The organism is Blautia luti (assembly GCF_013304735.1).
Lineage (GTDB): Bacteria > Bacillota > Clostridia > Lachnospirales > Lachnospiraceae > Blautia_A.
In genome coordinates this window covers 1-24366 of sequence record NZ_JAAITI010000040.1, presented here as the reverse complement: position 1 = coordinate 24366, position 24366 = coordinate 1, and the positions used below count along the sequence as shown (strand labels likewise).

General features: G+C 44.1%; 25 protein-coding genes and 1 pseudogene. All 26 read left to right on the top strand.

Going from position 1 to position 24366, the window contains the following annotated elements; genetic code table 11:
• The first annotated feature begins 100 nt into the window (after positions 1-100).
• The gene (locus tag G5B06_RS15730) at positions 101-307 is read left to right on the top strand and encodes a helix-turn-helix domain-containing protein (protein ID WP_003864593.1); all 207 of its coding nucleotides are present in this window, start codon (positions 101-103) and stop codon (positions 305-307) included.
• Positions 308-653: 346 nt separating this feature from the next.
• Entirely contained in the window at positions 654-1175 is a 522-nt protein-coding gene (locus G5B06_RS15725; RefSeq protein WP_003864592.1) for a GNAT family N-acetyltransferase, read from the top strand.
• A 57-nt stretch (positions 1176-1232) separates the two neighbouring features.
• Complete coding sequence (locus G5B06_RS15720; protein ID WP_003864588.1) at positions 1233-1658, top strand: N-acetyltransferase; 426 nt, start codon at positions 1233-1235, stop codon at positions 1656-1658.
• Between the two features lie 94 nt (positions 1659-1752).
• A complete protein-coding gene (locus tag G5B06_RS15715; protein WP_040466130.1) occupies positions 1753-2067 on the top strand; it encodes an L-2-amino-thiazoline-4-carboxylic acid hydrolase in 315 nt (104 codons plus the stop codon).
• Positions 2068-2100: 33 nt separating this feature from the next.
• Positions 2101-2283: a DUF6440 family protein gene (locus G5B06_RS15710; protein WP_003864586.1), complete on the top strand. Its 183-nt coding sequence runs from the start codon at positions 2101-2103 to the stop codon at positions 2281-2283.
• Positions 2284-2395: 112 nt separating this feature from the next.
• Positions 2396-3907 (top strand): hypothetical protein, encoded by a 1512-nt coding sequence (locus G5B06_RS15705; protein WP_003864585.1) that lies wholly within the window; start codon positions 2396-2398, stop codon positions 3905-3907.
• Positions 3908-4229: 322 nt separating this feature from the next.
• Positions 4230-4454, top strand: coding sequence for a DUF3791 domain-containing protein (locus G5B06_RS15700; RefSeq protein WP_003864584.1), 225 nt, complete (start codon positions 4230-4232; stop codon positions 4452-4454).
• Positions 4447-5013 carry a DUF3990 domain-containing protein gene (locus G5B06_RS15695; RefSeq protein WP_020944841.1) on the top strand — a complete coding sequence of 189 codons (567 nt, stop codon included), beginning with the start codon at positions 4447-4449 and terminating at the stop codon, positions 5011-5013. The genes G5B06_RS15700 and G5B06_RS15695 overlap by 8 nt, the downstream gene beginning before the upstream one ends.
• The gene (locus tag G5B06_RS15690) at positions 5001-5231 is read left to right on the top strand and encodes a hypothetical protein (protein WP_003864582.1); all 231 of its coding nucleotides are present in this window, start codon (positions 5001-5003) and stop codon (positions 5229-5231) included. The genes G5B06_RS15695 and G5B06_RS15690 overlap by 13 nt, the downstream gene beginning before the upstream one ends.
• 200 nt (positions 5232-5431) lie before the next feature.
• Complete coding sequence (locus tag G5B06_RS15685; RefSeq protein ID WP_015543456.1) at positions 5432-5797, top strand: DUF3847 domain-containing protein; 366 nt, start codon at positions 5432-5434, stop codon at positions 5795-5797.
• Positions 5797-7524: a MobQ family relaxase gene (mobQ, locus tag G5B06_RS15680; RefSeq protein ID WP_003864580.1), complete on the top strand. Its 1728-nt coding sequence runs from the start codon at positions 5797-5799 to the stop codon at positions 7522-7524. The genes G5B06_RS15685 and mobQ overlap by 1 nt, the downstream gene beginning before the upstream one ends.
• 38 nt (positions 7525-7562) lie before the next feature.
• Positions 7563-9470 carry an AAA family ATPase gene (locus G5B06_RS15675; protein WP_173772485.1) on the top strand — a complete coding sequence of 636 codons (1908 nt, stop codon included), beginning with the start codon at positions 7563-7565 and terminating at the stop codon, positions 9468-9470.
• Positions 9471-9734: 264 nt separating this feature from the next.
• Positions 9735-9851 (top strand): putative holin-like toxin, encoded by a 117-nt coding sequence (locus G5B06_RS19085; RefSeq protein ID WP_015543458.1) that lies wholly within the window; start codon positions 9735-9737, stop codon positions 9849-9851.
• Between the two features lie 303 nt (positions 9852-10154).
• Positions 10155-10337, top strand: a complete 183-nt coding sequence (locus G5B06_RS15670) for a hypothetical protein (protein ID WP_015521925.1) — start codon at positions 10155-10157, stop codon at positions 10335-10337.
• A gap of 26 nt (positions 10338-10363) precedes the next feature.
• Positions 10364-12061 (top strand): recombinase family protein, encoded by a 1698-nt coding sequence (locus tag G5B06_RS15665; RefSeq protein ID WP_015521926.1) that lies wholly within the window; start codon positions 10364-10366, stop codon positions 12059-12061.
• Positions 12062-12136: 75 nt separating this feature from the next.
• A pseudogene (locus G5B06_RS15660) lies at positions 12137-12217 on the top strand (Maff2 family mobile element protein); the annotation flags it as partial.
• A 23-nt stretch (positions 12218-12240) separates the two neighbouring features.
• Positions 12241-13110, top strand: a complete 870-nt coding sequence (locus G5B06_RS15655; RefSeq protein ID WP_004612759.1) for a VirB6/TrbL-like conjugal transfer protein, CD1112 family — start codon at positions 12241-12243, stop codon at positions 13108-13110.
• A gap of 17 nt (positions 13111-13127) precedes the next feature.
• Positions 13128-13502: a PrgI family protein gene (locus G5B06_RS15650; RefSeq protein ID WP_004612758.1), complete on the top strand. Its 375-nt coding sequence runs from the start codon at positions 13128-13130 to the stop codon at positions 13500-13502.
• Positions 13480-16299, top strand: coding sequence for a VirB4-like conjugal transfer ATPase, CD1110 family (locus tag G5B06_RS15645; protein ID WP_173772483.1), 2820 nt, complete (start codon positions 13480-13482; stop codon positions 16297-16299). The genes G5B06_RS15650 and G5B06_RS15645 overlap by 23 nt, the downstream gene beginning before the upstream one ends.
• A 94-nt stretch (positions 16300-16393) precedes the next feature.
• Positions 16394-16705 carry a hypothetical protein gene (locus G5B06_RS15640; RefSeq protein ID WP_173772481.1) on the top strand — a complete coding sequence of 104 codons (312 nt, stop codon included), beginning with the start codon at positions 16394-16396 and terminating at the stop codon, positions 16703-16705.
• Between the two features lie 32 nt (positions 16706-16737).
• Entirely contained in the window at positions 16738-19209 is a 2472-nt protein-coding gene (locus G5B06_RS15635) for a CD1108 family mobile element protein (RefSeq protein ID WP_173772479.1), read from the top strand.
• Between the two features lie 17 nt (positions 19210-19226).
• Positions 19227-19565 carry a DUF4315 family protein gene (locus tag G5B06_RS15630; RefSeq protein WP_117640121.1) on the top strand — a complete coding sequence of 113 codons (339 nt, stop codon included), beginning with the start codon at positions 19227-19229 and terminating at the stop codon, positions 19563-19565.
• Positions 19555-20238: a CD1107 family mobile element protein gene (locus G5B06_RS15625; protein WP_117640123.1), complete on the top strand. Its 684-nt coding sequence runs from the start codon at positions 19555-19557 to the stop codon at positions 20236-20238. Before G5B06_RS15630 ends, G5B06_RS15625 begins: the two co-directional genes overlap by 11 nt.
• A gap of 89 nt (positions 20239-20327) precedes the next feature.
• On the top strand, positions 20328-22424 hold the full coding sequence (locus G5B06_RS15620) for a DNA topoisomerase 3 (protein ID WP_173772477.1): 2097 nt from the start codon (positions 20328-20330) through the stop codon (positions 22422-22424).
• An 886-nt stretch (positions 22425-23310) separates the two neighbouring features.
• Positions 23311-23670, top strand: a complete 360-nt coding sequence (locus G5B06_RS19665; RefSeq protein WP_334294341.1) for a TnpV protein — start codon at positions 23311-23313, stop codon at positions 23668-23670.
• A 62-nt stretch (positions 23671-23732) separates the two neighbouring features.
• Positions 23733-24366: hypothetical protein (locus G5B06_RS19660; protein WP_420314389.1), on the top strand; the 634-nt coding region annotated here is incomplete at its 3' end.

Sequence of the window (24366 nt, the reverse complement as noted above, 5' to 3'; positions counted from 1 at the left end):
TTTTCCATTTTACAGAAGACATCAAAAATTACAGGTATTCAACCTAACGAAATCGTGATATAATCAAAATATGTTCAGATGAAAAATATGGAGGTTGCTTATGGGCGTAAGTTATAACAGATTATGGAAAATGCTCATAGATAAAAATATGAAGCGGATAGAGATGCAGTACCTCACCGGGATCAGTGGAAATATTCTTGCCAGGATGGGAAAAAACCAGTATGTATCAATGGAGACGATTGAGAAGATCTGCAAGAAGCTGGACTGCACCGTTGATGAGATGCTGGAATTTACAGATGATGAGTAACAAGAGCAGACATGTCAAATTATTAAAACTGGAAGAATGCTTCAGAAGTCGAAAAAAGAAATTGAAAAAAGATAACACGCCGGATACGGCATAAATCTCTTAGCAACGCTAAGAGCGCACTTCTATACAGGCAATTCCATCTGCCTGTATCGTGCGACCTGCGGTGCTGTTCCCGATTTCAAGAAATCTCAAACCGGGAAATACAGCGAAATCAGAGATTTCGTACAAGGGGAAGATCCCCTTGCGGCACAGATGCCTATCCCTGATAAAGTTTGTGACTGAATATTTCAGATATAGACATATAAGGGGAAAGAAAGTGTGAAATCAAAATTTGTGGAGAGATTTTATGATTAGAAAAGCAATACTAAAAGATGTTAATTCGATTGAAGATACTTACAATGAGCATTTCCAGTATGAACTGAATCATACAGCCTTTACTGTATTTAAGAAAGGGGTTTATCCAACGAAAGATGATGCAGAACGGGCTATTTATGCTGGTGCTTTGTTTGTATATGAAGAAAACGGAACAATTGTTGGAAGTATCATTATTGATAAAGTTCAACCAATAGAATATGCAACTATTCCTTGGAAAGAAAAATTATCTGAAGATGAGGTAATGGTAATTCACCTTTTAATGGTACGTCCGAGTATGTCTGGTAAAGGAATTGCATCATCACTAATAAAATTCGCTACAGAATTAGCACAAAAAAATAGTTGCAGGGCACTACGTTTGGATACAGGAAGTCAAAATATTCCTGCGCTATCTTTGTATCAAAAAAATGGATTTGAAATAATTGCTAGTGCTTCTAAAAAAGTTGGAGATGTAATTGCACACAAAAACCATCTTTTTCTCGAAAAGATATTGTAGTTCGTAAATTCCAGTTTGAAAAATTGAGAAAATCGGAGTTTGAGGAGCATCACCGTTATGATTAGAGAATTACGGAAAGTGGATATAAATAAAGTTGCAGAAATATGGTTAGATACAAATATAAAGACACATTATTTTATCTCTGCTCAATATTGGAAAAGTAATTTTGAGTTAGTAAAAGAACTTCTATTACAGGCAACTGTCTATGTTTACGAGGATAAACAGGAAATACAGGGTTTTATAGGGTTAAGTAACGAATACATTGAAGGTATTTTTGTTTCTGCCGAAATGCAATCTCAAGGTATAGGTAAAATTTTGCTAAACTATGTAAAGGGAAAAAGAAACAAATTAATCTTAAATGTATATCAAAAAAATACACGGGCAATATCCTTTTATCAAAGAGAAGGATTTGAGATTCAGTATAGCGGTTTGGATGAAGCTACTGGAGAAAAAGACTATGTAATGGCATGGCAGCAGAAATAGAAATTCAAGTTTTAGTGTTTGGAAAATTATGACTTAGTGTGCAAGTTGGGAGAAAATATGGTAACGGAAAAAGAGAAAAAAGCATGTCGATTTATTGCCGAATGGCTATAAGATTGTGAGACAGTCTCTGGTAGATGATCTGGAGGGCGAAAAAAAGGTATGTTGGGAGACAGAAATTTTGCAGGATGATGATAGTGGATTTACTTATGAAATCAGCAGGTGTCTGTATTTCGATACCTGTAAGGAACATGGCTATGCAGAGTTCTGCAAAGTATTTTGCAACCATGACTGGTATGCTTATGGAGTATTAAAGCATCATTCGAGATTTATCAGAAAATCGACGATTGCCGAAGATGGAACTGTATGTCATGATACAATCGAGAAAGTAACAGAGAAACATTTTTTATAAAACCGAAAAATTGATTATGGGAGGAAATTGAAAATGGCGAAAGAAGAGAGATTTGAAAAAATATATTCTCAGGGAGCATTAACTACTACTGAGATATGGGTGGATAAGGAAACTGGTGTGAATTATTTATACCATGCATGTGGGTATTCAGGTGGACTGACTCCATTGTTGGACAGAGATGGGAAACCAGTTATTTCTCAGGCTATAAATAGATGACCTTAGAAACAGCAACTGTTATGGTAAGTAACAGCATCGTCACAATATGTATATGGTCGATTGGTGTGTGCGGTAATATACTATATTCAGAAAAACAATTCAGGAGATTTTTATGAGAAGATCAGGTTGGACAAAATGGTTGATCGTGATTCCGGCAATGCTAGGCATTGTGTTGGTGACCTATGTGCGGTATACAACGGATATCTGGGGATTTGGTGCATTTATCTGCCAGCTGATTGCAATTTTGGAATTGGCTTATGGTCTGCGAATTGCGATGCTGGCACAGAATAGAAAGAAGTCCTATCGGTTAACACCGGAAGAACGACATGAGTATGCACGGTATTTATATGAGAAGCAATATCACCGTTACCCTGCTGTAGCGAATCAGATGCTTTTGGTTATGGCACGGATGAGTGTACTCCTTAACAATTATGAACGGGCTGCACAGGAGCTGGCAGATATTCGTATAGATAAATTCAATCCAGCACAGTTGAAGTTGTATTATTACCTGAAAGTGGTTACAGCAATGGCAGCAGGAGATGCGACAGGGATTCAAGAGAGCCAGATGTGTTACGCAGGGATTCCGGATACTAAATGCACATATCCGTCAAAAGCAGAGCTTGCTATGTGGATAGAGCAGAGAGCGGCAGCGCAGATGGCAGAGGCACTGAAGAAGGCAGTGCCGGATAAAAAAGAGCATCCGATACGGATCAGTATCATTACTTTGGTTCTTGCGTATAGTACCTTCTTCTATGGATTGTGGTATGGTATAAAACGTGATATGGGATATGAAGTGAGATATCGTTTCGCAGAAATATCGATTACTGTTATTACAATCAGTCTGGCGGTTCTTTTGATCTGGGGGATCGTGAGTTTATACAGACACAATTGCCAGGCATTATCCATACAATTCGGTAAAAACAAAGTGGCATTGATAATTGTCTATGGAGCTGCTGCGATATTTGCACTTTTGATTATTGGAATGAGTGGTCTGAGTGTAGTGTTCGGAATGGATGGAACAGAAACGGTGACTGGTTGTGACAGCAAATATACGTATATAACTGTGCAGGAAGATTATGGTGGTGAACGGAGATACAGAACCAATAATCCATTTGTTATGCAGAGTATGGATGGTCTGTGGTGGTCTTCGGATACAATAGATGAAGAAGATAATCAAGAAGAGGATACTACAGAATTACCGGATTTGGATACAGAGAATTCAACAGATTCAGAGGATATTCAGAGTGGAAATACCATAGAAGATTACGAGACAGAAGGGCAGCATGATGGTCTGACAATTCAAAATGCAATGCTGGCAGTTTATAATTACCTTCAGGAGCAGAATACACTTCAAAATATGGCGTTCAGTTACACGGCGAATGCAAAGGGAGAAGTCTATGCTGTCGTCAGCGAAACGCAGGAAACAAAGAACGGTAATACGGTAAATGTGAGATACTGTCTGTACGATAATGGTTCCAAGACAGATGCAGATGGTAATTCCTGCGAAGAACTGGTGTTAGAAAAAGTATATCCGGATGGCAATTACGAGACCGAATTGGTAGATTTTTATCTGGTAAATGCAGATACGATGCAGGTGACAGACGAACAGAAGAATACGTGGTAAAATAAATTCTGGGGAAGTAGGTGCATTGTATGACAATGAGAGAAAAAATAAAACTATTATCGTAAATGTTTCAAGCGGACTGGGTTCTTTTGGAAGTATGCAAAAGGACTCCAAGACATAAGAGGTGAACTGCGCTGATCCAGGTGCCACGGCAACAGATTTGAATGTCGACGGAGGAAAGCAAACAGTACAGGCGCAATCGTAAAACTTGCAATGATTGATAAAACCGGACTAACAGTAACTTTTATTAGTCGATTTGGAAATATGCCTTGGTAATCAACAATTCCGGTTTTACTGACTAAGAAAATGAGGAGGATTCATAATGAGTGAGAAAACAGAGATTACTTTTATGCAAACAAGACTAATCCGGCTTGCTTCAGAAGAGTGGCATTTACCTGTTGAACAGATTATCCACTTGTTTAAAGAAGCCGATGTTCTTGGATATATAGAAAAATGCTATGGGATTTTTCATTGTGAAGGCGATGAAGCTGTGCTTGAAGATATTACTGAATTTTTGCAAAGAAAGGGGATAGAGATTAGTGCTTGAGTTAAAAGATGGATTTGTTCTCTATCATGGAAGTTATTGTGAAGTAAAAGAGCCAGATCTTGCCAAATGTGCAAAGAGAAAAGATTTTGGACAGGGATTTTATTTAACCACATCAAAGGAACAGGCAGAAAGTTTTCTGAGAACCTCAATAGCCAAAGCCATCGCAACCGGAACAATTGAAGAGGGGCAGAAGTTTGGATATATTTCAACTTTTGAATTCAAACTTTCAGAAAATCTTGAAACGCATATTTTTGAAAATGCAGATGTGGACTGGTTACATTGTATCGCCGCTCACCGAAAGAAAAAAATGTTTATTGAGGTTGAACGTGAAATGGCAAAATATGATATCATTGCAGGAAAGATTGCGGATGATGCAACAAACGCTACTCTTACCGCTTATCTTGCGGGTGCTTTTGGGACTGCAGGTGATAAAGTAGCAGACGATTTCTGTATCAGACAGTTGCTGCCGAATAAATTGAAAGATCAATACTGCTTTAAAACTGAGGCAGCTATTGAGTGTCTGAAATTTGTGAAAGGTGAGAAGATATGGCTGAAGTAACAATTCCAAAGGAAAAAATGAATTATACAATCGACCTTCTGATCACTATGGTGACAGATGAAATCGCAGAAGAGACAGGCAAGGACAGAAACGAGGTATTGACAGATTTTTTGTGTTCAAAGACAGGAAAAGCACTGTATGATGAGAAGACAAAGCTGTGGTGCACTGGTCCGGCATATATAGCTGAACTGTATATGGAAGAATTAAAGAAATCCTGATATGGGATGTGAGTTTAAATTTATACGACAATGGTGACAAAGACTTTCATTCCAAGGAGCAACAATTAAATATTTCAAAAACGCTGAGGTCAGCATTTCCTAATCACAGGACAACGACCTCAGTTTTTTATACCCAGGAATCGGCATTCATGAATAAGCCGGTTCTTTTTGTTTACAGAAAAAAGAAGGAGTACAAGAAAATGAGCAGAGCAAAAAATCCAAAGTATGAATCCATGTCATTGGAGGAACTGAAGGCCAACATGGAAAAGAGCAGACAGGAACTGGAGGCAGCAATTCACCACAAAAACATTCTGGAGCAGCGGAAGAAGCTGGTAGAACGCAGGGAACGTTCCCACCGGCTGATTGTCAAAGGGGCAGAGTTTGAGAAAGTATTTCCGCTGTCCAGAGATCTGGAACAGGAAGACGTCCAGGACATGATGAATCAACTGCAGAACAGCAGTTACAACAAGAGTATTGTGCGGCAGGCTCATATAGCCGCCTTACACAAAGATCAACAGCAGATTGCAGAAGCAGTAAAAAAGACAGAGAAGGGAGATGACAGTTAATGGCACTGTATCATTTTTCAGTAAGGAATGTATCCAGAGGGAAAGGGCAGATGGTGGTCGCTTCCGCAGCCTATATTTCCGGGCAGAGGATTTTTGACAGTTATTACAACAAGATACACGATTATACGAGCAAGTCAGGTGTGATATTTACAGAAATCCTGACACCGGAGTATGTGCCAGAGCGTCTGACTGACAGGGAAACACTCTGGAACGAGGTGGAGCATGTGGAACGGAACAACAAGGCACAGCTTGCCTATTCGTTTGACATTGCACTGCAGAATGAATTGACACTTGAGGAAAATATCAGACTGGCAAAAGAGTTCTGCCAGGAGCAGTTTGTGGCACGTGGCATGATCGTGGATCTGGCAGTCCATGAGGGAAAAGCGGAAAATGAAGAAGAACCGGATAATCCCCATTTCCATGTGCTTGTCCCAATCCGTCCTTTTACAGAGGAAGGAATCTGGGGCAATAAGCAGAGAAGGGAATATATTCTTGATGAGGATGGAAACCGGGTGAAGGATGCCAAAGGAAAAGATATGTTCAATGCTGTTTCTACTACCGGATGGAATGATCCGGAGCTTTTAAAAGAATGGCGGCGGGCATGGACAGAGAAAGTAAATGGGAAATTCAGGGAGTGCCACATGGCATCCAGAATCGACCACCGTTCCTACAAAGAACAGGGGATTGACCTGATCCCGACCATCCATGAGGGATATGAAGTCCGGGCAATGGAGAAAAAGGGAATCAAAACGGTGATCGGAGAATTGAACCGGGCAATCCGGCAGTTTAACCAGATGTTTATTTCTCTGAAAGAATCCATTCAGTGGATGAAGACAGCTTATGAGGAAATGAAAGCAGAGCTGGATCGCAGGCAGAACCCGACACTGCTGGAAAGCCTGCAGGATTATTATGATAAAAAGACACAGGGCAGACCACCACTTCCCAATTTTTATGCGGAGATGAAACAGAGAGGTAAGAATCTCTCCAATTTACAGGAGTTTGCAAAATCCATCAGTTATCTTCAGACACATCAGATAGAAACGATGGATGACTTGCAGGAACGGATTGAGGAACTGAACGGTGTTGTTTCTGTCAGTAAAAAAGAAATTTCTGAAAAGCGGAAACAGTTAAAGGAACTTGAGAATCTGGAAAAGATGGCAGAGGTAATAAAAACAAATCAGCCATTGATTGATGAGTATAACCATTTCTATTTTCAGAAAAGACGGGAGAGATATTATCAGCAGCATAAAAAAGAAATCAATTATTACCGCAAATGTGAACGGGAACTGAAACAACATCTGGATAAAAATGGAAAAGTGCCAACTGCCAGATGGAAACGGGAGAAAGAAGAACTTCAGGCGGGGATCGAAGAGCTGAAAGCAGATAATCAGCCGTACCAGGAGGAACTAACTTTTGTGAAAAAGGTACAGAGCTGTGCGGATATTGCCAGACGTGACCGGGAAATGGCAGAAGCAGATACTTCCGGGCGTTCAGAAGAAAAAAGGGAGAAGCAGGTGAAGTTCCCGACATTTTACACAGTTCAGGCGAAAGAGATTCTTGAAGAAAACGGGAAAGCAGAGCAACAGCCGTTGAACCAGTCGGAGCAGAATCCAGAAAAGAAGACCTCTCTTCTGAGAAAACTGGATGAAAAAAAGAAAGAGTGTGCAGAGCGTGATGCAAAACAACAGGCAGTGAAGAAAAAGCGAAACTATGACATGAGTTTATAACAGTCTGTCAGCAGGACAGACGGGAAAGGATGAGCAAAATGCAGTATACAGAAGAACAAATTATAAGAGCAAATCAGACAGATATTGTTTCTTTTCTGAGCGCACAGGGAGAACAACTAGGGAAAAGCGGAAAGGAATACCGTTGGAAAAAGCATGACAGTGTAACGGTATCCGGAAACCGGTGGTACAGGCACAGTCAGGGGAGGGGTGGCTATCCGGTGGATTTTGTGATGGAATTTTACAATGCCACATTTCCGGAAGCTGTCAAGATGCTAACCGGGGAGGAAGGCGAAGGCAGGAACAGTACCTGCCCCGCCCCGTCCCCTGACTTCCGATTACCAGAGAAAGAGGAAAATAATGATAGAATCATCAGATATCTGACAGAAAACAGAGGGATTGAAAAGAATATGGTGGAGGAATGGATCGGCAGTGGGGATATTTATGAAGAAAAGAAGCACCATAATGTGGTGTTTGTTGGCAGAGATGCAGACGGTATTCCAAGATATGCCCATTGCAGGGGAACTGGTGAAACAAAATACCGGGGAGATGTGGCTGAATCTGATAAATCTTACGGATTCTGTCACAGAGGGACGGATAATCAGTTGTTTGTGTTTGAAGCAGCCATTGATCTGCTTTCTTTTATCCAATTATTTCCCAAAGACTGGAAAAAGCGGAGCTACCTGAGTCTGGGTGGCATTTCCAGTGCGGCACTGATGGCTTTTCTTTCTGAACGCCCTCAGATTACTTCGGTTTTCCTGTGCCTGGATAATGACCATGCAGGGAATGAAGCCAGTGAGAAATTGGCAATAGAAATCCCGGACGGATACAGTGTCATCCGTCTGAAACCGTCCCGAAAGGACTGGAATGAAATCCTCTGTGATAAAAATGCAGACAGGAAGAAATCAATCATTGAAACAGTTACAATGAAAGTACCGGAGAAGGAAGAACTGGTGCCGATGTTGTGTTATGAAGACATTGAACAGACCAGTGTAGAATGGCTGTGGTTTCCCTATCTGCCATTTGGAAAACTGACGATTATTCAGGGCAATCCAGGAGAGGGAAAAACTTATTTTGCCATGATGCTGACCGCAGCCTGCACGAACCGTAAGACTTTCCCGAACATGGAAGAGATTGAACCTTTTAATGTGATCTATCAGACTGCAGAAGACGGTATGGGAGATACGATTAAGCCGAGGCTGGTGGAAGCAGGAGCAGACCTGAGTCGGGTGATGGTCATTGATGATACAGAGGAAGCATTGACGTTATCCGATGACCGTATTGAAAAAGCAATCCGTCAGAATCAGGTCAGACTTTTAATCATTGATCCGGTACAGGCTTTTATCGGTGCCGATGTGGATATGAACCGGGCAAATGAAGTCCGTCCGGTATTCCGGAAACTGGGAATGATCGCTGAAAAGACCGGTTGTGCGATTGTGCTGATCGGACATCTGAATAAATCTTCAGGGACACAGAGTACTTACCGGGGACTTGGTTCTATTGATATCATGGCGGCGGTGAGAAGCCTGCTTTTTATCGGGAAAGTAAAGAAAGACCCGACAACAAGAGTACTGATCCATGAGAAAAGTTCTCTTGCACCTCCAGGTGAGACGATGGCATTTAAACTTGGAGATGAAGAAGGATTCCGCTGGGTGGGAGCTTATGAGATTTCCGCAGATGATCTTCTGGACGGAAAGGAAGGAAAGCCGACAGAAACAAAACTGCAACGGGGAACGAAACTGATCTATGAACTGCTTGCAGACGGAAATGCAGTCACAATCCGGGAACTGGATGAAAAGGCAAAAGCACAGGGAATCTCCCAGAGAACCATGCGAGAAGCCAGAAGCCGGATGAAAGAAGAACTGGATTATCGGATGAATGAAAAGCAGGAAAATACCATTCGATTAAAAAAACAAGGGAGAATGGGTGACGGCAGAATTTTGGAGTGAACGGCAGGCTTTATAGATACCCTATCTGCCGTCTGCCGTCTGCCGGTGCAAGGCAATCAAACGGAAATAGCAGGTATCCATACAGAATAAGGATTGCTGTGAATCTGGAACAAAAATGAATTGTAATATGGCGGATATAATGGTATGATTATCCGGTAACAGCAATGTTACGGGGAAGCACCTGTGACAGGGTGTGGCTGCCTCCTGATATTTACAGACCGGAGCCTTTCGGGGTTCTGAGATGAAAGAAAGGAGGTGCGTGATATGACAGCTTATGAGATTATCTCAATATTCTTAGGCGTACTCAGTTTACTGATCGCTTTTGGTAGCCTGTTAATTGCGATTATTGCCTTTCTTGATCGGAAGAACAAGAGGAAATAAAAATGCCTATCCTGTCTGCCAACAGGATAGGCGGTGGTCGTAAGACCATTTAGTCAACTCAGGCGGCATCCACTTTGGAGTGGGTGCTTTTCCTATAACAAATGTACCACACATTCCTCTTGTTTTCAATGGGAAAATTAAAATATGCAGTTCATCTGACAGGGATTTATCCCTGTCTTTATTATATCCCCAATTTCTGAAATGTTAATACAAAAATTTTAATATATGTAACCAACAGTCTGGGCAGTTAATCTGTAAAAATGGATTAGCTGCTCTTTTTTTGCAAAAAATGGAGGTTTTACAATGGCAGTGAAGAAGAAAATTATCAACATCAGAGTATATTTTGACGGTGATCAGGACGCAAAAGAAGTGTTTGCAGAGGTGATCGCACAGAAAATACGTGACACGAAAACAAAAGATAAACTTGCAATAATGAAAGATAAGCAGTATAATGATTATGAGTTCAGTAATCTGAAATCTGCGTAGGATGTGCAAAGTAACGGAGGTATCAGATGAACAACAGATATATGAGTAACAATATAGAAAGAAATGCAACCTGGAGAGTTGGTGTATACTGCCGACTTTCCAAAGATGACGAATTGACCGGAGAGAGTGCCAGCATCTCCAACCAGAGAGACATACTGGTGAATTACTGTCAGTCACAGGGCTGGCAGGTGGTGGATGTGTTTCAGGACGATGGTTATACAGGATTGAACACAGACCGACCTGATTTGCAGAGACTTCTCAAAGCCTGTGAAAAAGGACTGGTGAATCTTGTAATTACCAAAGACCAGAGCCGACTGGGACGAAACCATGTACAGACAGGATTTCTGATGGAGGAGTTTTTCCCAAAGCATGGAGTAAGGTATATCGCATTATATGATAATGTGGATACCTTTGCCGGAGACAATGAGATTGCCCCATTTAAGAACGTGCTGAACGAGATGTATTCCAGAGATATTTCCAAGAAAGTCCATGCGTCCTATCACCTGCAGGCAACCAAGGGAAAGTTTACAGGTGTTGTTCCACCACTGGGATATCAGAAAGACCCGGAGGAAAAGGGACATCTCCTGATTGACGACGAGACAGCACCGATTGTCCGGAAAATTTTCCAGTGGGCGGTGGACGGTCATGGGATTAACTTTATATCCAGAGAACTGGAACGCCAGCAGATTCCCTGCCCGTCATGGTGGCACCGGAAACGGGGACTCCGCACCTATTACACAAAATGGGAAAAGAAAGACCCGGAAAATGGGAAATATGTATGGGATGAATCCTATCTGAAATCCCTGCTGATGAATCCCGTTTACTGTGGTGACATGGCTTCCCAGAAAAGGTACTACCGTTTCAAGATTGGCAATCAGGGAGATAAAGCTCCGGAGGACTGGATCACAGTCAGGGATACCCACGAAGCAATCATTCCGCAGGATGTATTTGATCTGGTACAGGCAAAGATGAAAGGCAGGAAACGCCAGACAGAACAGGGAGAATACAGCATGTTTGCCGGATTACTCCGCTGTGCAGAGTGTGGCGGTGCGTTGACGTTGAAGAAGACGCACACCAAAGACCAGCATGAAGTTTATACCTGTTCCACTTATATCCATAAGGGGAAAGCACATTGTACCCAGCACCGGGTGGACGCTGATGACCTGTATGATGCAGTCCTTACCAGAATCCAGGAATGTGCAAAAGCAGTTACCGGAGACGGAACAGAACTGGAAAACCGGGTAAAGGAGTTATGCGAGGAAGATACACAGGGACACAGGGAAAGTCTGGAGAAGCTGGTATCAAAGCAGAAAGACCGCCTGGAAACGTTAGACCGGCTGATTGCAAAACTGTATGATGACCTTATCAATGACAAGATTACAGAATCTGTTTTTGATAAGATGCTGGAGAAGACACAGAAGGAGCAGACAGATATCAAAAAGGAACTTTTCCAGAATGAGAGTGTGCTGAATACGGAAGAAAAACTGGATGCACAGTCCCAGCAGTGGATTGACGATATTAGCGAGTATGCGGACATCAAAGAACTGGATGCCAATCTTCTGAACCGGCTGATCAGTAAAATCGTTATCTCAGAACCGCAGGAGAAAGACGGAACAGAAAATTACTGCCGTACTCCTGAAACGGTCACAATGGAAATTCATTTCAACTTAAAACCAATACCGGAGCTTGGAACCATCGAAAGAGGTTCCGGCTCCCATAAATAAGAAAAATCTATCAAAATTTAATCTATTTTAATCTTTTCAAGGCTCATTTCGAGCAAATATTTTCTCATAAAAGACATAAAACAGCTGATGGCAGGAGGCGGTGTCGTTCTGATCGGCACCCAGCTGGTACCGTTACTGTCCGGATTGTTCAGCTGAGAGAAGCAGGAGGGAGATGACTCATGGATCGGATATTTGAAGCGATTGAAGAATGGATGAGGAATCTTCTGACAGGCATGGTAAGTTCCAACCTGACAACAATGTATACCGATGTCAATGAAAAGACCGGTCAGATTGCTGCTCAGGTTGGGCAGACACCGCAGGGCTGGAATGGCAGCATTTACAGCATGATACAGAATCTTTCCGAGTCGGTCATTGTACCGATTGCCGGTATGATTATCACATTTGTACTTTGTTATGAGCTGATCTCCATGTTGACGGAAAAGAACAACATGCACGACATCGACACCTGGATGTTCTTTAAATACTTTTTCAAGATGTGGGTGGCAGTCTGGATCGTCAGCCATACCTTTACGATCACGATGGCGGTATTTGATGTCGGGCAGTCCGTAGTCAGCCGGGCAGCTGGGGTTATCAGTTCTGATACAGCGATCAATATAGATACGATGATCTCCACGATGGAGACGGCGATGGAATCTATGGAGATCGGTGAACTTGTCATACTGGCACTGGAAACGATGCTTGTAAGCCTGTGTATGAAGATTATCTCAGTCTTTATTACAGTGATTTTGTATGGACGTATGATTGAGATTTATCTCTATTCGTCCGTTGGAGCGATCCCGTTCGCAACCATGTCCAACCGGGAATGGGGGCAGATCGGGAACAACTATCTTCGTGGATTGTTTGCACTGGCATTCCAGGGATTTTTTATGATGGTCTGCGTGGGAATCTATGCGGTCCTGGTCGCAAACATCCAGATGTCAGATAACATACATTCTGCATTGTTCGGCGTGATGGCATACACGGTGATCCTGTGTTTCAGTCTGATGAAAACAGGAAACTTCGCCCGCAGTATCTTTAACGCCCATTAAGAAAGGAGGAACTGGCAATGGCATTTGTATCTGTGCCTAAAGACTTAACCAAGGTCAAGAATAAGATCATTTTCAATCTGACGAAACGGCAGCTGATCTGCTTTGGGATTGCGGCGGCGGTAGGGCTTCCGTTTTATTTCTTAAGCAGGGGAATTATTGGTTCCAGTAACGCAGCGACCGGGATGTGCCTTCTGATGCTTCCGGCATTTTTGTTTGCCATGTATGAGAAGGATGGACTCCCGTTAGAAAAGGTCTTAAAAAATATGATCACCGTAAAATTTATCCGTCCTCCGGTACGCAAGTACCAGATGGAAAATATGTACGAGAAAAAGTATACCGTGGTCAAAAAGAAGAAAGGGGGAACGAAGGATGTTAAAAAGAAAAAACGATAGACAGCCGCCACAGAGCTTAGACGAATTATATCCGGATGATTACTGGCTGGATGAGGAGGATGGAGAAGAAGAACTTCCAGACCCCGCAATGAAAAGAAAACCAGTAAGCGGCAGACTGCATGATGAGCCTATGGTGACAGGGTATGAAGCACTGGAACGGCAAAGAGGTGTCCGCAGACCGAACCGGAAACTGACACGCAGGGAAAAGAAAGCCCTCAAAAGGGCACAGAAATATGAAGAAAAACTGCATAAGGAACATGAAAAAGCGGATAAGAAAAATGCAAAAAGGGAAGCAAAGCTGGCAGCCAGAGCAGAAAAGCAGGCAGTGCGTGACGCAAAGAAAAACGCAAAAAAGAAAAAGAGCAGATCTGTCGCAGCACCGTCGGGGCAGCGTCCGGCAGGAAAAGTGGTTTCCGGAACGAAAGGCAGTGGGACAGGAAAGAAAACACCGGATAGTGCCAGAGATAAGAGGATCACTGCACAGCAGTCGATTCCATACCATGAGATGGGAAGGGACGGTATCTGCCGGGTGCAGGACAAGTTTTATTCCAAGACGATCCGTTTTTATGACATCAACTATCAGCTGGCACAGAATGAAGATAAGAACGCCATCTTTGAAAACTGGTGTGATTTCCTGAATTACTTTGACAGCACAATTCATTTTCAGCTGTCTTTTATCAACCAGCACAGCAACATGGCAGAGTATGAGAAGGTCATCCATATCAATCCGCAGGAGGATGAATTTGATGACCTACGTATGGAGTTTGCCCAGATGCTCAATAACCAGCTGGCAAAAGGAAATAACGGGCTGATGCGTACCAAATATATCACATTTGGGATTGAAGCGGAGAATATCCGGGAAGCACGGCCAAAACTGGAACGTATCGAGTCGGATATTCTGAATAACTTTAAGATCCTTGGGGTATCTGCCTATCCGCTGAACGGAGAGGAACGGTTACAGATCATGTATGAAACCTTTAACCAGGACAGCAAAGTTCCGTTCCATTTCTCTTATGACGATGTACTTCGGACAGGGCTTAGTACCAAGGATTATGTCGCACCGACCAGTTTTGTATTTAAGAATGGAAAAGATTTTGAGATGGGCGGCACGATGGGAGCTGTTTCCTATTTACAGATCCTTGCACCGGAACTTACCGACAAGATGCTGGCAGAGTTTTTGGAGATGGACAGCAACCTGATGGTGAATTTCCATATCCAGTCCATCGACCAGATGAAGGCAATCAAGCTGGTAAAAAGCAAGGTGACGGATATTAACCGTATGAAGATCGAGGAACAGAAAAAAGCAGTCCGGGCAGGCTATGACATGGACATTATCCCTTCGGACTTAAATACATACGGTGGGGAAGCAAAAAGGCTTCTGGAAGATCTACAGTCCAGAAATGAGAGAATGTTCCTTGTAACAGCATTGTTCTTAAATACTGCACCGACCAAACAGGAACTGGAAAATGTGGTGTTCCAGACTGCCGGTATCGCACAGAAATATAACTGTGCATTGAAACGGCTGGATTACCAGCAGGAGCCGGGACTGATGAGCTGCCTGCCGCTTGCGGTGAATTTTGTACCGATCAAACGGGCACTGACAACGACATCCACGGCAATTTTTGTCCCGTTTACCACACAGGAATTATTTATGGCGGGGGAATCTATTTATTATGGATTAAATGCCCTGTCCAATAACCTTATCATGGCAGACAGGAAGAAACTGAAGAACCCGAACGGACTGATTCTTGGTACACCGGGTTCCGGTAAGTCGTTTGCGGCAAAACGAGAGATTGCAAATGCATTTATCGTGACGAAAGATGACATTATCGTCTGTGACCCGGAGGGGGAGTATTATCCGTTAGTCCGGGCATTTCATGGACAGGTGATCCGTATTTCCCCGACCAGCCACGATTATATCAATCCGATGGATATTAACCTGGATTACGCTGACGATGATGACCCGCTTTCCTTAAAATCGGACTTCATCCTGTCTCTTTGTGAGCTGGTAGTAGGCGGAAAGAACGGACTGGAGCCGGTTGAAAAGACCGTCATTGACCGATGCGTAAGGCTGGTCTATCAGGATTTCCTTTCTGACCCGGTACCGGAAAAAATGCCGATTTTAGAGGATTTATATAATCTTCTCCGTAATCAGAAAGAGCAGGAAGCACAGCGTCTGGCAACGGCACTGGAGATTTACGTCAATGGTTCCTTAAAAGTGTTTAACCATAGAACCAACGTGGAACTGAGTAACCGTATCGTATGTTTTGACATTAAGGATCTGGGAAAACAGCTGAAAAAACTGGGTATGCTGATCGTGCAGGACCAGGTGTGGAACAGGGTAACGGTCAACCGTTCTGCGAATAAGAGTACCAGATATTACATTGATGAGTTCCATCTGCTCTTAAAAGAGGAGCAGACGGCAGCATACAGTGTGGAGATCTGGAAGCGTTTCCGTAAATGGGGTGGTATCCCTACGGGTATCACACAGAACGTAAAAGACCTGTTAGCCAGCCGGGAGATTGAGAACATCTTTGAAAACTCGGACTTTATCCTGATGCTCAACCAGGCATCTGGTGACAGACAGATCCTTGCAAAACAGCTCAACATTTCCCCTCACCAGCTTTCTTATGTAACGAACAGCGGGGAAGGTGAGGGACTGGTCTTTTATGGCAGCACCATTATCCCGTTCAAGGATAAGTTTGATAATTCCCTGATGCTGTATGCCCTGATGACTTCTAAGCCGGATGAGGTGGAAAAGCGTAAGAAACTTGGTATCGGAGAACGGGACGATTAAAGAAATAAACGAAACAAAATAAAACAGAGTAGAGGATGAGCCGGAGGAATACTTCCGGCAATTTTTCTGCCCGGAAATCATGGAGGATTACAAGATGGAAGATTACAGAAACATGGAGAGATGCAGCGGCGAACCTTGCTGCATATTTGCAGAAAGAATCTGTGCAGACAATGAAAAGGAGATTTTGAAAATGGAAAAGGACACAAAGGAAAAAGTGACGGCTGATGAAGTGATGGATGACCTTATCTATCTGGCGGAACTGATTGATTTCATGGGAATTACATCTTGTCTGGCTGTAAGGGGAACTTTAAGTGAGCGAATGACAGACAAGCTGACGGATTCCATTGCAGGGATGGCAGATGAAGTGTTGGAGAAATGGGAGGACTATCAGGATAAGACAGAATAACCGGGACAAAGCAGTAAAGGGGATGGTCAAAGTTGCAGGAGCATGAGTATAAGGCGAGAGATAAAACCGTCCAGAAGATGAGCCGGGATGGACTGCGGGAAGAAAACCTCCGGAACAAGGAAGAAAAAAGGATCACCGGGCGGGATACGGATACCGAGATTTCCCGCAGTGAGAAGAAAGAGGAACTGGATTTTAGTAAACGCAGACATGAACGGCTGAAAGAAGAACGGGAGATGGAACAGCCGGAGCAGAGTTCCAGAAAACCCAGATATAGTAGGGAACATGCAGATATATTGGATGATGAACAAGATATAGCAACTGATGCGGATGTAGAAGAGGGGCTTACAGACGATAGCAGCGAGAACCCCAAATCTGCCTTTCGCACAGAGAGTATCCGTGGACAGCCAAGAGGGGAACGGGCATATCTGGAGACAGTTGCAGACAGCCGGGATCTTCGGAAGAAAAAGATGGTCAGGGATTATGCTGCAAAGGAAAGAAGGAAGGAAAAGGAGACTTCCAGAGAAGAAAAAGCAGCCAAAAGAGAATCTGCCCGTTACCGGGAAACTTCCGAAGTGATGGAAGATTCCCTGGATAAGTTCCACGAGGAGATCAAAGGCAAGTCCAAAAGGGAACGGGTGCTGAAGGAACAGCGGAAAAAAGTTTCCCGTCTGTCTTTTGGTGATGAGGGTGACGGCATGGTACATGGTGCCGGGATCGGTATCCGGAATCCGGCATCGGCAGTCAAAGATGCGGCAGTCACAGCAGCACACTGGAAAACGCACGAAGAAGAGGATGAAAATGCGGCAGTGGAAGGGGCACACCGGGCAGAACTTGCCGGGGAAAGCCTTGCAAGGAAATCCATCTACATGCGGGAACAGCTGAAAGGGCGGAGGGAAGAATCTCGGAGATTAAAAGAAAGCGTCCTGGATGAAGCAGAAAGGAGCAGGCTGGTATTTGAGACTGCCTATGGAAATGAAGCGAAGGACGCAGTGAAAAGAGAAGCAGAGAAGAAAAAGAAATCTGCCCTGCAGAAACTCTTTCAGAAGAAGCGTTACCAGAAGCAGTATCAGGCAGCCAGACAGAGTAAAAAAGTAAAGGATGCAGCGATCACTTCCGCACAGAAGTTTACGGAAAAAGCGAAAGATGCGGTCAAGATGGTGATGGCACAGAACCGGGGAATTTTTGCCACGGTAGCAGTCTTTGCCCTGATCTTTGTGCTGATCGCAGCCAGTTTTACCAGCTGTACGGCATCCTTGCAGGGAGCTTCCTCAGCGATCATCTCTACCAGCTATTCCAGTACGGATGAAGATATTTATGCCGCTGAAAATGCGTACCGTGCCTTGGAAGAAGCACTGAATACACAGATCAACCAGATGGAATCCACCCATCCGGATTACGATGAATACCGGTATCAGATTGATGAGATCGGTCATAACCCATATCAGCTGATCTCTTATCTTACGGTAAAATATGGCGGCTTCACTTACGAGGAAGTGGCAGAGGAGATTAAGGAAATCTTCCGACAGCAGTATGGGATCACCACAGACTCTACCAGAGAGACGGTTACGGAAACCAAGACGGTCCGGGTAGGGGAATCCTTGGGACAGGTTGTGACGAGTGGATACTGTAACTGCCCGATCTGCTGTGGGCAGTGGAGTGGCGGACCGACAGCCAGTGGGGCGATGCCGACAGCAAACCATACGATTGCCGTGGATGCAGCGAACCCATTTGTGCCGATCGGAACACATGTAGTCATGAACGGTGTGGAATATGTAGTAGAAGATACTGGAGCGTTTGCAAGATATGGGGTACAGTTCGATGTTTACTATGACAATCATGCGGCGGCATCCGCACATGGACACCAGACATGGGAAGCCTACATAGCAGACAGTAATGGAAGCCAGGAAGTGCAGGTCACGACCACAAAAGAAGTGAACCGCCTGGATGTAACGATGACAAACCACAGCCTGGATGCCGTGTTAAGGAGCCGTATGACAGAGGAAGAACAGGAACGCTACGATGCGTATAACAAATATTATGGCAACCGTGATTATCTGTTTGATCTAAACAGCATACCCACCGGAAGCAGTGGATTTGGTTACGACATACCGGCAGATGCTTTATCTGATCCACAGTTTGCAAAAATGATACAGGAAGCAGAAAAATATCTGGGTGTTCCATATGTATGGGGCGGTTATTCCCCAAGTGGTTTTGACTGTTCCGGCTTTGTAAGCTGGGTTATCAATAACTGTGGAAATGGATGGAATGTCGGAAGATGTACTGCCGATGAGCTGCGGTCACACTGTTCGCAGGTATCGCCATCGGAGGCAAAACCGGGAGATCTGATCTTCTTCCAGGGAACCTATGACACAGCGGGAGCAAGCCATGTGGGAATCTATGTCGGCAATAACATGATGATCCACTGTGGCAAGCCTGTCCAGTATACGAGCATCGCAAGTGCCTACTGGCAGGAACATTTTATGGCGTTTGGTCGTCTGCATTAGAGGAGGTGACAGGGCAGATGAACATGAAATTAAAAAAACTTCTGGATGATATTCAGAAAACGGAGGATAAGATTGCTGAATTACAGGAACACCTGAAGCGGCAGAATACATTGAGACAGCAGATGGAAGATATAGAGATCGTTAAGTCGTTCCGTTCCATGAAGCTGGACAGCCGCAGCCTGCTTGTCCTGCTTGACGGGATTCAGAAAGGAACCGTTACGATCCAGATGGATGAGGATGGCGGTATTACGGTGGAGGATGCAAAAGCTCCGCAGAAAAAGGAAAACAACGCAGAAGTTCATAGACCATCTGTTGGTCAGATGACAGAAAGAGAGGTTTTAGACGATGAGGAATAAAGTGGTAAAGAAACTGCTTATGATTGCCATGGCAGTCACCATGATCTCCGGGACATCCATTGCTACGGTTTACGCAAATGCAAACCCACCGGCGGAGGAGACAACGACACAGGTAGTAGAAGAAACAACAACAGAATCAACAGAAGATACGGAGAAGAAAGAGGATATCGGAAGGGTCACCGGGGAAGGGGATAATTCTGCTTTTTCTACTCCGGGAAATGCCCAGCTGGTGGATGATAAGGAAAATGATGATACGAAACAGTTCCTTACCATCCAGACCAAGAAGGGAAACACGTTTTACATGGTCATTGACCGTTCCAGCAATACAGAAAACGTGTACATGATGTCCCTGGTCGATGAGAATGACCTGGCAGAATTTCTGGATGAGACAGAAAAGAGCAAAGAAACCGAAGAATCAACCGTAGTGATTCCGGAAACCACACCGGAAACTACCCCGGCAGTAGAGGAGGAAACCGAAGTGAAGAAAGAAGAACAGACAGGAATGAATGTAAAAGGTCTTGGAGCAATCGTACTTGCAGTGATTCTTGGAGTGGCAGGTATCGCTGTTTATAAAAAGCATGGACGTGGCAAAGAGGAGGACTATGTAAGCGAACAGCTGGAGTTCTCTGACGGACCGTATGTAAATGAAGAAGAGGATGAGGAAAAAGAATAAACTTCCATCTCCAAAGAAGCAACCAAAATAAGGACAGGGGCGGCCAGAGCAGTTTGGCTGCCCTTTTTTCAGAAAGGACAAAAAAGCGTATGTCAAAATTTTTAGTGATCGCAGAGAAACCAAGTGTGGCACAGAGTTATGCCAAAAACCTGTCAGCTTATAAGAAAGGGGACGGATATTTAGAGGGAGAGAGCTGTATTGTCAGCTGGTGCCTTGGGCATCTGGCAGAGTATGCACAGCCGGAAGAATACGATTCCAAATATGAGAAATGGCAGTTTGATGACCTTCCGATTCTTCCGCAGGTCTGGAAGTTGAAAGTTTCCAGAGATAAGAAGAAACAGTTTGATGTGTTAAAAAGCCTGATGAACCGGGCAGATGTGGACTATCTGGTAAATGGCTGTGATGCAGGAAGGGAAGGGGAACTGATCTTCCAGAGAGTGTATGACCTTGCCGGATGCAGGAAACCGGTGAAGCGTTTATGGATCAGTTCCATGGAAGATACGGCAATCCGGACAGGTTTTCATACAATGAAAGGAGCAGAGGAATACCGGAATATCTGCATGGCTGCGGTATGCAGGGCACAGGCAGACTGGCTGATCGGAATGAACGGAACCAGGGCATATACGACCTGTTATTTTAAACGTCTGGTTGTGGGCAGGGTGCAGATGCCAACGCTTGCCATGCTTGCAGAACGTCAGGATAAGATTGAGCATTTTCAGAAAGAAGCCTTTTATAAAGTAGCACTGACAGACGGAAGGCTTACGGTGGTTTCTGAAAATATTGCAAATGAGGAAGCCGCCGATCTCCTTGCTTCCTTATGTATGGGTTCGGAAGCTGTGATTACACAGGTAAAGAAGGAACAAAAGAAAGCATTTCCTCCCAAACTTTATGATCTGACTAGCCTGCAAAGGGAAGCAAACCGTTACTTTGGCTATACGGCAAAGAAAACACTGGATATGCTGCAGGAATTATATGAAGAAAAGCTGGTCACTTATCCAAGAACGGACAGCCAGTTCGTGACGGAGGATATGAGGGATACCGTAGAGGAACTGGTAGGGAAAATGCCAGTCTTACTTCCGTTCCTGGATTATGGACAGCTGGGACATAATATCACCAGAGTGATCAACAATGCAAAAGTATCCGACCATCATGCGATTCTTCCAACCAAAGAAGCCGTAGAAAAAGGAATCTCTGATCTGCCAGCGGACAAAAAGAACCTGATGATGCTGGTCTGCCAGCAGCTGGTGCAGGCAACCGGGGAAGAGTATCAGTATGAGCAGACTGATATTACGGTCAAATGTCAGGAACATGATTTTACCGCCAGAGGAAAAGTGCCGGTGCAGATGGGATTTAAAGAGGCGGGAAATGCTTTTAAGAACCAGTGCGTGAAAGCCAAGCCGGAAGAAGAAACGGAAAAAGAAACTTCCATTCCATATGGCTATGAAGAAGGAATGACGATTTCTCCGGTAAAGGCAGAAAAGACAGTGCATTTTACTTCCCCGCCAAAACCATTCAATGAAGATACCCTCCTTGCTGCTATGGAAACCGCAGGGAATAAAGACTTTGATTCGGAGACAGAGAAGAAAGGATTGGGGACTCCGGCAACCAGGGCTGGCATCATTGAAAAACTGGTTTCTTCCGGCTATGCAGTCAGAAAAGGAAAGCAGATCTTGCCAAGCACAGAGGGCAGGGAACTGGTGAATGTCATGCCGGCTTATCTGAAATCTGCCGCAATGACTGCCGAATGGGAGAATCAGCTTTTAATGATGGAAAAAGGGCAGATCACAGATACACAGTTTATGGGAGAGATCACTTCCTTAGTCGGTAAGATTCTTTCTGTGTGCAGGGAGATACCGGAAGTGGAAAGGAGAAGGTTCCAGAAAGCAAGGGAAGTGATCGGTAAGTGTCCGGTCTGCGGTTCGGATGTCTACGAAGGAAAACAGAATTTTTACTGTTCCAACCGGCAGTGTGATTTTGCCCTCTGGAAAGAAAACCGTTTCTTAGGAAGCATGGAGAAAACACTGGATAAAAAGATGGCAGTGGAGCTTCTTGATAAAGCCTGTACTCATGTAAAAGGGCTGTATTCCAGAAAAAAAGATATAAAGTTTGACGCAGATCTTTTACTGACACTGGAGGACGGAAAGCCAAGGTTCCATCTGGAATTTCCAAAGAAGAAAAAGAAATAAGACAAGGAGGTAGGCAGTATGTCGAAATTACAGGACATCCGGGAACTGGCACAGGAACATGCGGTATCAGTGAGCAGTTCACCCAGAGACTGGATGGATTATATGGACACAGCATCAAGGTTATATCGTTATTCTTTTTCAGACCAGCTTCTGATCCATGCACAGCATCCGGAAGCAACGGCTTGTGCATCACTGGAATTATGGAATGAAAAGATGTTCCGATGGGTGAACTGTGGTGCAAGGGGAATCGCCCTGCTTGATGAAACAGGGCAGCATACCAGACTCCGTTATGTGTTTGATATTTCGGATACCCACATGGTAGCCGGGGGCAGAAGTCCGTATCTTTGGAAGATGCAGGAACACCAGAGAGAAGAGATCCTCACCCATCTGGCAGAGGTCTATGCTCTGGAAGAAAAGGATACAGCAACTTTGCAGTACGCATTGATGGCGGTTGCAAGGGAAATGGTCGCAGATAGTCTGGAAGAATATCTGGACGGTTTGGAGTATGCTGCGGAAGGAACGTATTTGGAAGATCTGGATGAAGTCACGATCCGCAGTGATTTCCGTCAGCTTGCAACGGACAGTGTATATTACATGCTTTCCAGACGATGCGGGCTTGAACCGATGGAACTTCTGGAAGAAGAGGACTTCATGCATATCACAGATTATAACCGTCTGTCAGTTCTCACCTTCCTTGGAAATGCGGCAAGCCAGCTCAGTGAGAGTATTCTGATTGATATTGGAAAGACCGTACATAAAATTTCTCTGGAAGAAGTCAGAAAAGAGGTTGAAATTTCCAATGAAAGGAATTATAATAACTTTAACACGTTAATGCGTGAAAATAAAAATCAGGACGTAGAAAACAACAAAGAAGAAAATATCGAGAATGAAGGAGGAACCGACTATGGAACTGACATATCATCGCAAGGGGGATTACCTGTTTCCGAACCTGACCGTAGAGGAGGAAGAAGTGACGATAGGGAAATACGGGATGCTTCGGAGGAGATTCCTGAAGGAACACAAGAACAGCCTGTATCAGAGCCTGTTCCTGACAGGAAAGCTGAACAGCCATCTGGCAGAAATCGAGAAGGCAGCACAGGAGAGGATGGACAGCCAGATGGAGAAATTGCTGAAGAACCATCCGGCACCGGACAAGGAAGCAGACCCGATGGCCTGGACAGCACATATGAACGCACTGATGGCAACAGCGGAAGAGAGCATCTTGACGGAATTGGTATACAGCTAGTTGAAGATACAAGAGAAGATGGACTGAGTAAAGCAGAGGAAGAAATTGCCTCTGCTTTATCTTTGCCCGAATATCCAACTGCAAATGAACAAAGACGGCAGATCGAGGAAAGAGCAGCAGCCCTTTATGCCGGAGAAATCCCGATTCCAGAAAGCGTTGTCGATGATATTTTACGGACAGGAGGAAACCGGGCGGGCAGTCAACTTCGTATCATCTATAATTTTATGAGCGAACAGGCCCCGGAGGAATATACGGAGTTTGTGAAGCGTGAATACCGCAAAGGTGGAAAAGGCTTTCAGATTGATGGAAGTGAATATTCGGTCTGGTTTGATGAAACCGGGATGCAGATCGTAGTGGGGCATACGGTCACAGACCAGATTTTAGATAAGGCATTTTTATCATGGGAAGATGTCAGCGGACGTATCCATCAGCTTTTAGACCAGGGTGAATATGCACCGCAGTCTGTATTGGATGCAGCAAGAAACAATGCAGTAAAAGAACATGCACAGGCTCTTGCCTATATGAAAGGGGATATGGCAGAAGGGGTAGCCGAGATTGTTTTTGATGAGGAGGATTTACCACATCTTCACAGTATCTATCCGGAGATCACGGATTATCTGGAAGAAAAGCTGGAAGATCCACAGTGGCTTTCGGAACTGAATGAAAGACTGGATGCACTGGCAGAAGCCTATGAAG

What these genes read in the sequence shown, in the direction of transcription:
- G5B06_RS15710 (WP_003864586.1), top strand. Translation starts at nt 2,101, where the DNA reads ATGGCGAAAGAAGAGAGATTTGAAAAAATATATTCTCAGGGAGCATTA.
- G5B06_RS15690 (WP_003864582.1), top strand. Translation starts at nt 5,001, where the DNA reads ATGGCTGAAGTAACAATTCCAAAGGAAAAAATGAATTATACAATCGAC.
- G5B06_RS15675 (WP_173772485.1), top strand. Translation starts at nt 7,563, where the DNA reads ATGCAGTATACAGAAGAACAAATTATAAGAGCAAATCAGACAGATATT.
- G5B06_RS15655 (WP_004612759.1), top strand. Translation starts at nt 12,241, where the DNA reads ATGGATCGGATATTTGAAGCGATTGAAGAATGGATGAGGAATCTTCTG.
- G5B06_RS15685 (WP_015543456.1), top strand. Translation starts at nt 5,432, where the DNA reads ATGAGCAGAGCAAAAAATCCAAAGTATGAATCCATGTCATTGGAGGAA.
- G5B06_RS15620 (WP_173772477.1), top strand. Translation starts at nt 20,328, where the DNA reads ATGTCAAAATTTTTAGTGATCGCAGAGAAACCAAGTGTGGCACAGAGT.
- G5B06_RS15640 (WP_173772481.1), top strand. Translation starts at nt 16,394, where the DNA reads ATGGAAGATTACAGAAACATGGAGAGATGCAGCGGCGAACCTTGCTGC.
- mobQ (WP_003864580.1), top strand. Translation starts at nt 5,797, where the DNA reads ATGGCACTGTATCATTTTTCAGTAAGGAATGTATCCAGAGGGAAAGGG.
- G5B06_RS19085 (WP_015543458.1), top strand. Translation starts at nt 9,735, where the DNA reads ATGACAGCTTATGAGATTATCTCAATATTCTTAGGCGTACTCAGTTTA.
- G5B06_RS15630 (WP_117640121.1), top strand. Translation starts at nt 19,227, where the DNA reads ATGAACATGAAATTAAAAAAACTTCTGGATGATATTCAGAAAACGGAG.
- G5B06_RS19665 (WP_334294341.1), top strand. Translation starts at nt 23,311, where the DNA reads ATGAAGGAGGAACCGACTATGGAACTGACATATCATCGCAAGGGGGAT.
- G5B06_RS15725 (WP_003864592.1), top strand. Translation starts at nt 654, where the DNA reads ATGATTAGAAAAGCAATACTAAAAGATGTTAATTCGATTGAAGATACT.
- G5B06_RS15730 (WP_003864593.1), top strand. Translation starts at nt 101, where the DNA reads ATGGGCGTAAGTTATAACAGATTATGGAAAATGCTCATAGATAAAAAT.
- G5B06_RS15720 (WP_003864588.1), top strand. Translation starts at nt 1,233, where the DNA reads ATGATTAGAGAATTACGGAAAGTGGATATAAATAAAGTTGCAGAAATA.
- G5B06_RS15705 (WP_003864585.1), top strand. Translation starts at nt 2,396, where the DNA reads ATGAGAAGATCAGGTTGGACAAAATGGTTGATCGTGATTCCGGCAATG.
- G5B06_RS15665 (WP_015521926.1), top strand. Translation starts at nt 10,364, where the DNA reads ATGAACAACAGATATATGAGTAACAATATAGAAAGAAATGCAACCTGG.
- G5B06_RS15700 (WP_003864584.1), top strand. Translation starts at nt 4,230, where the DNA reads ATGAGTGAGAAAACAGAGATTACTTTTATGCAAACAAGACTAATCCGG.
- G5B06_RS15645 (WP_173772483.1), top strand. Translation starts at nt 13,480, where the DNA reads ATGTTAAAAAGAAAAAACGATAGACAGCCGCCACAGAGCTTAGACGAA.
- G5B06_RS15670 (WP_015521925.1), top strand. Translation starts at nt 10,155, where the DNA reads ATGGCAGTGAAGAAGAAAATTATCAACATCAGAGTATATTTTGACGGT.
- G5B06_RS15650 (WP_004612758.1), top strand. Translation starts at nt 13,128, where the DNA reads ATGGCATTTGTATCTGTGCCTAAAGACTTAACCAAGGTCAAGAATAAG.
- G5B06_RS15625 (WP_117640123.1), top strand. Translation starts at nt 19,555, where the DNA reads ATGAGGAATAAAGTGGTAAAGAAACTGCTTATGATTGCCATGGCAGTC.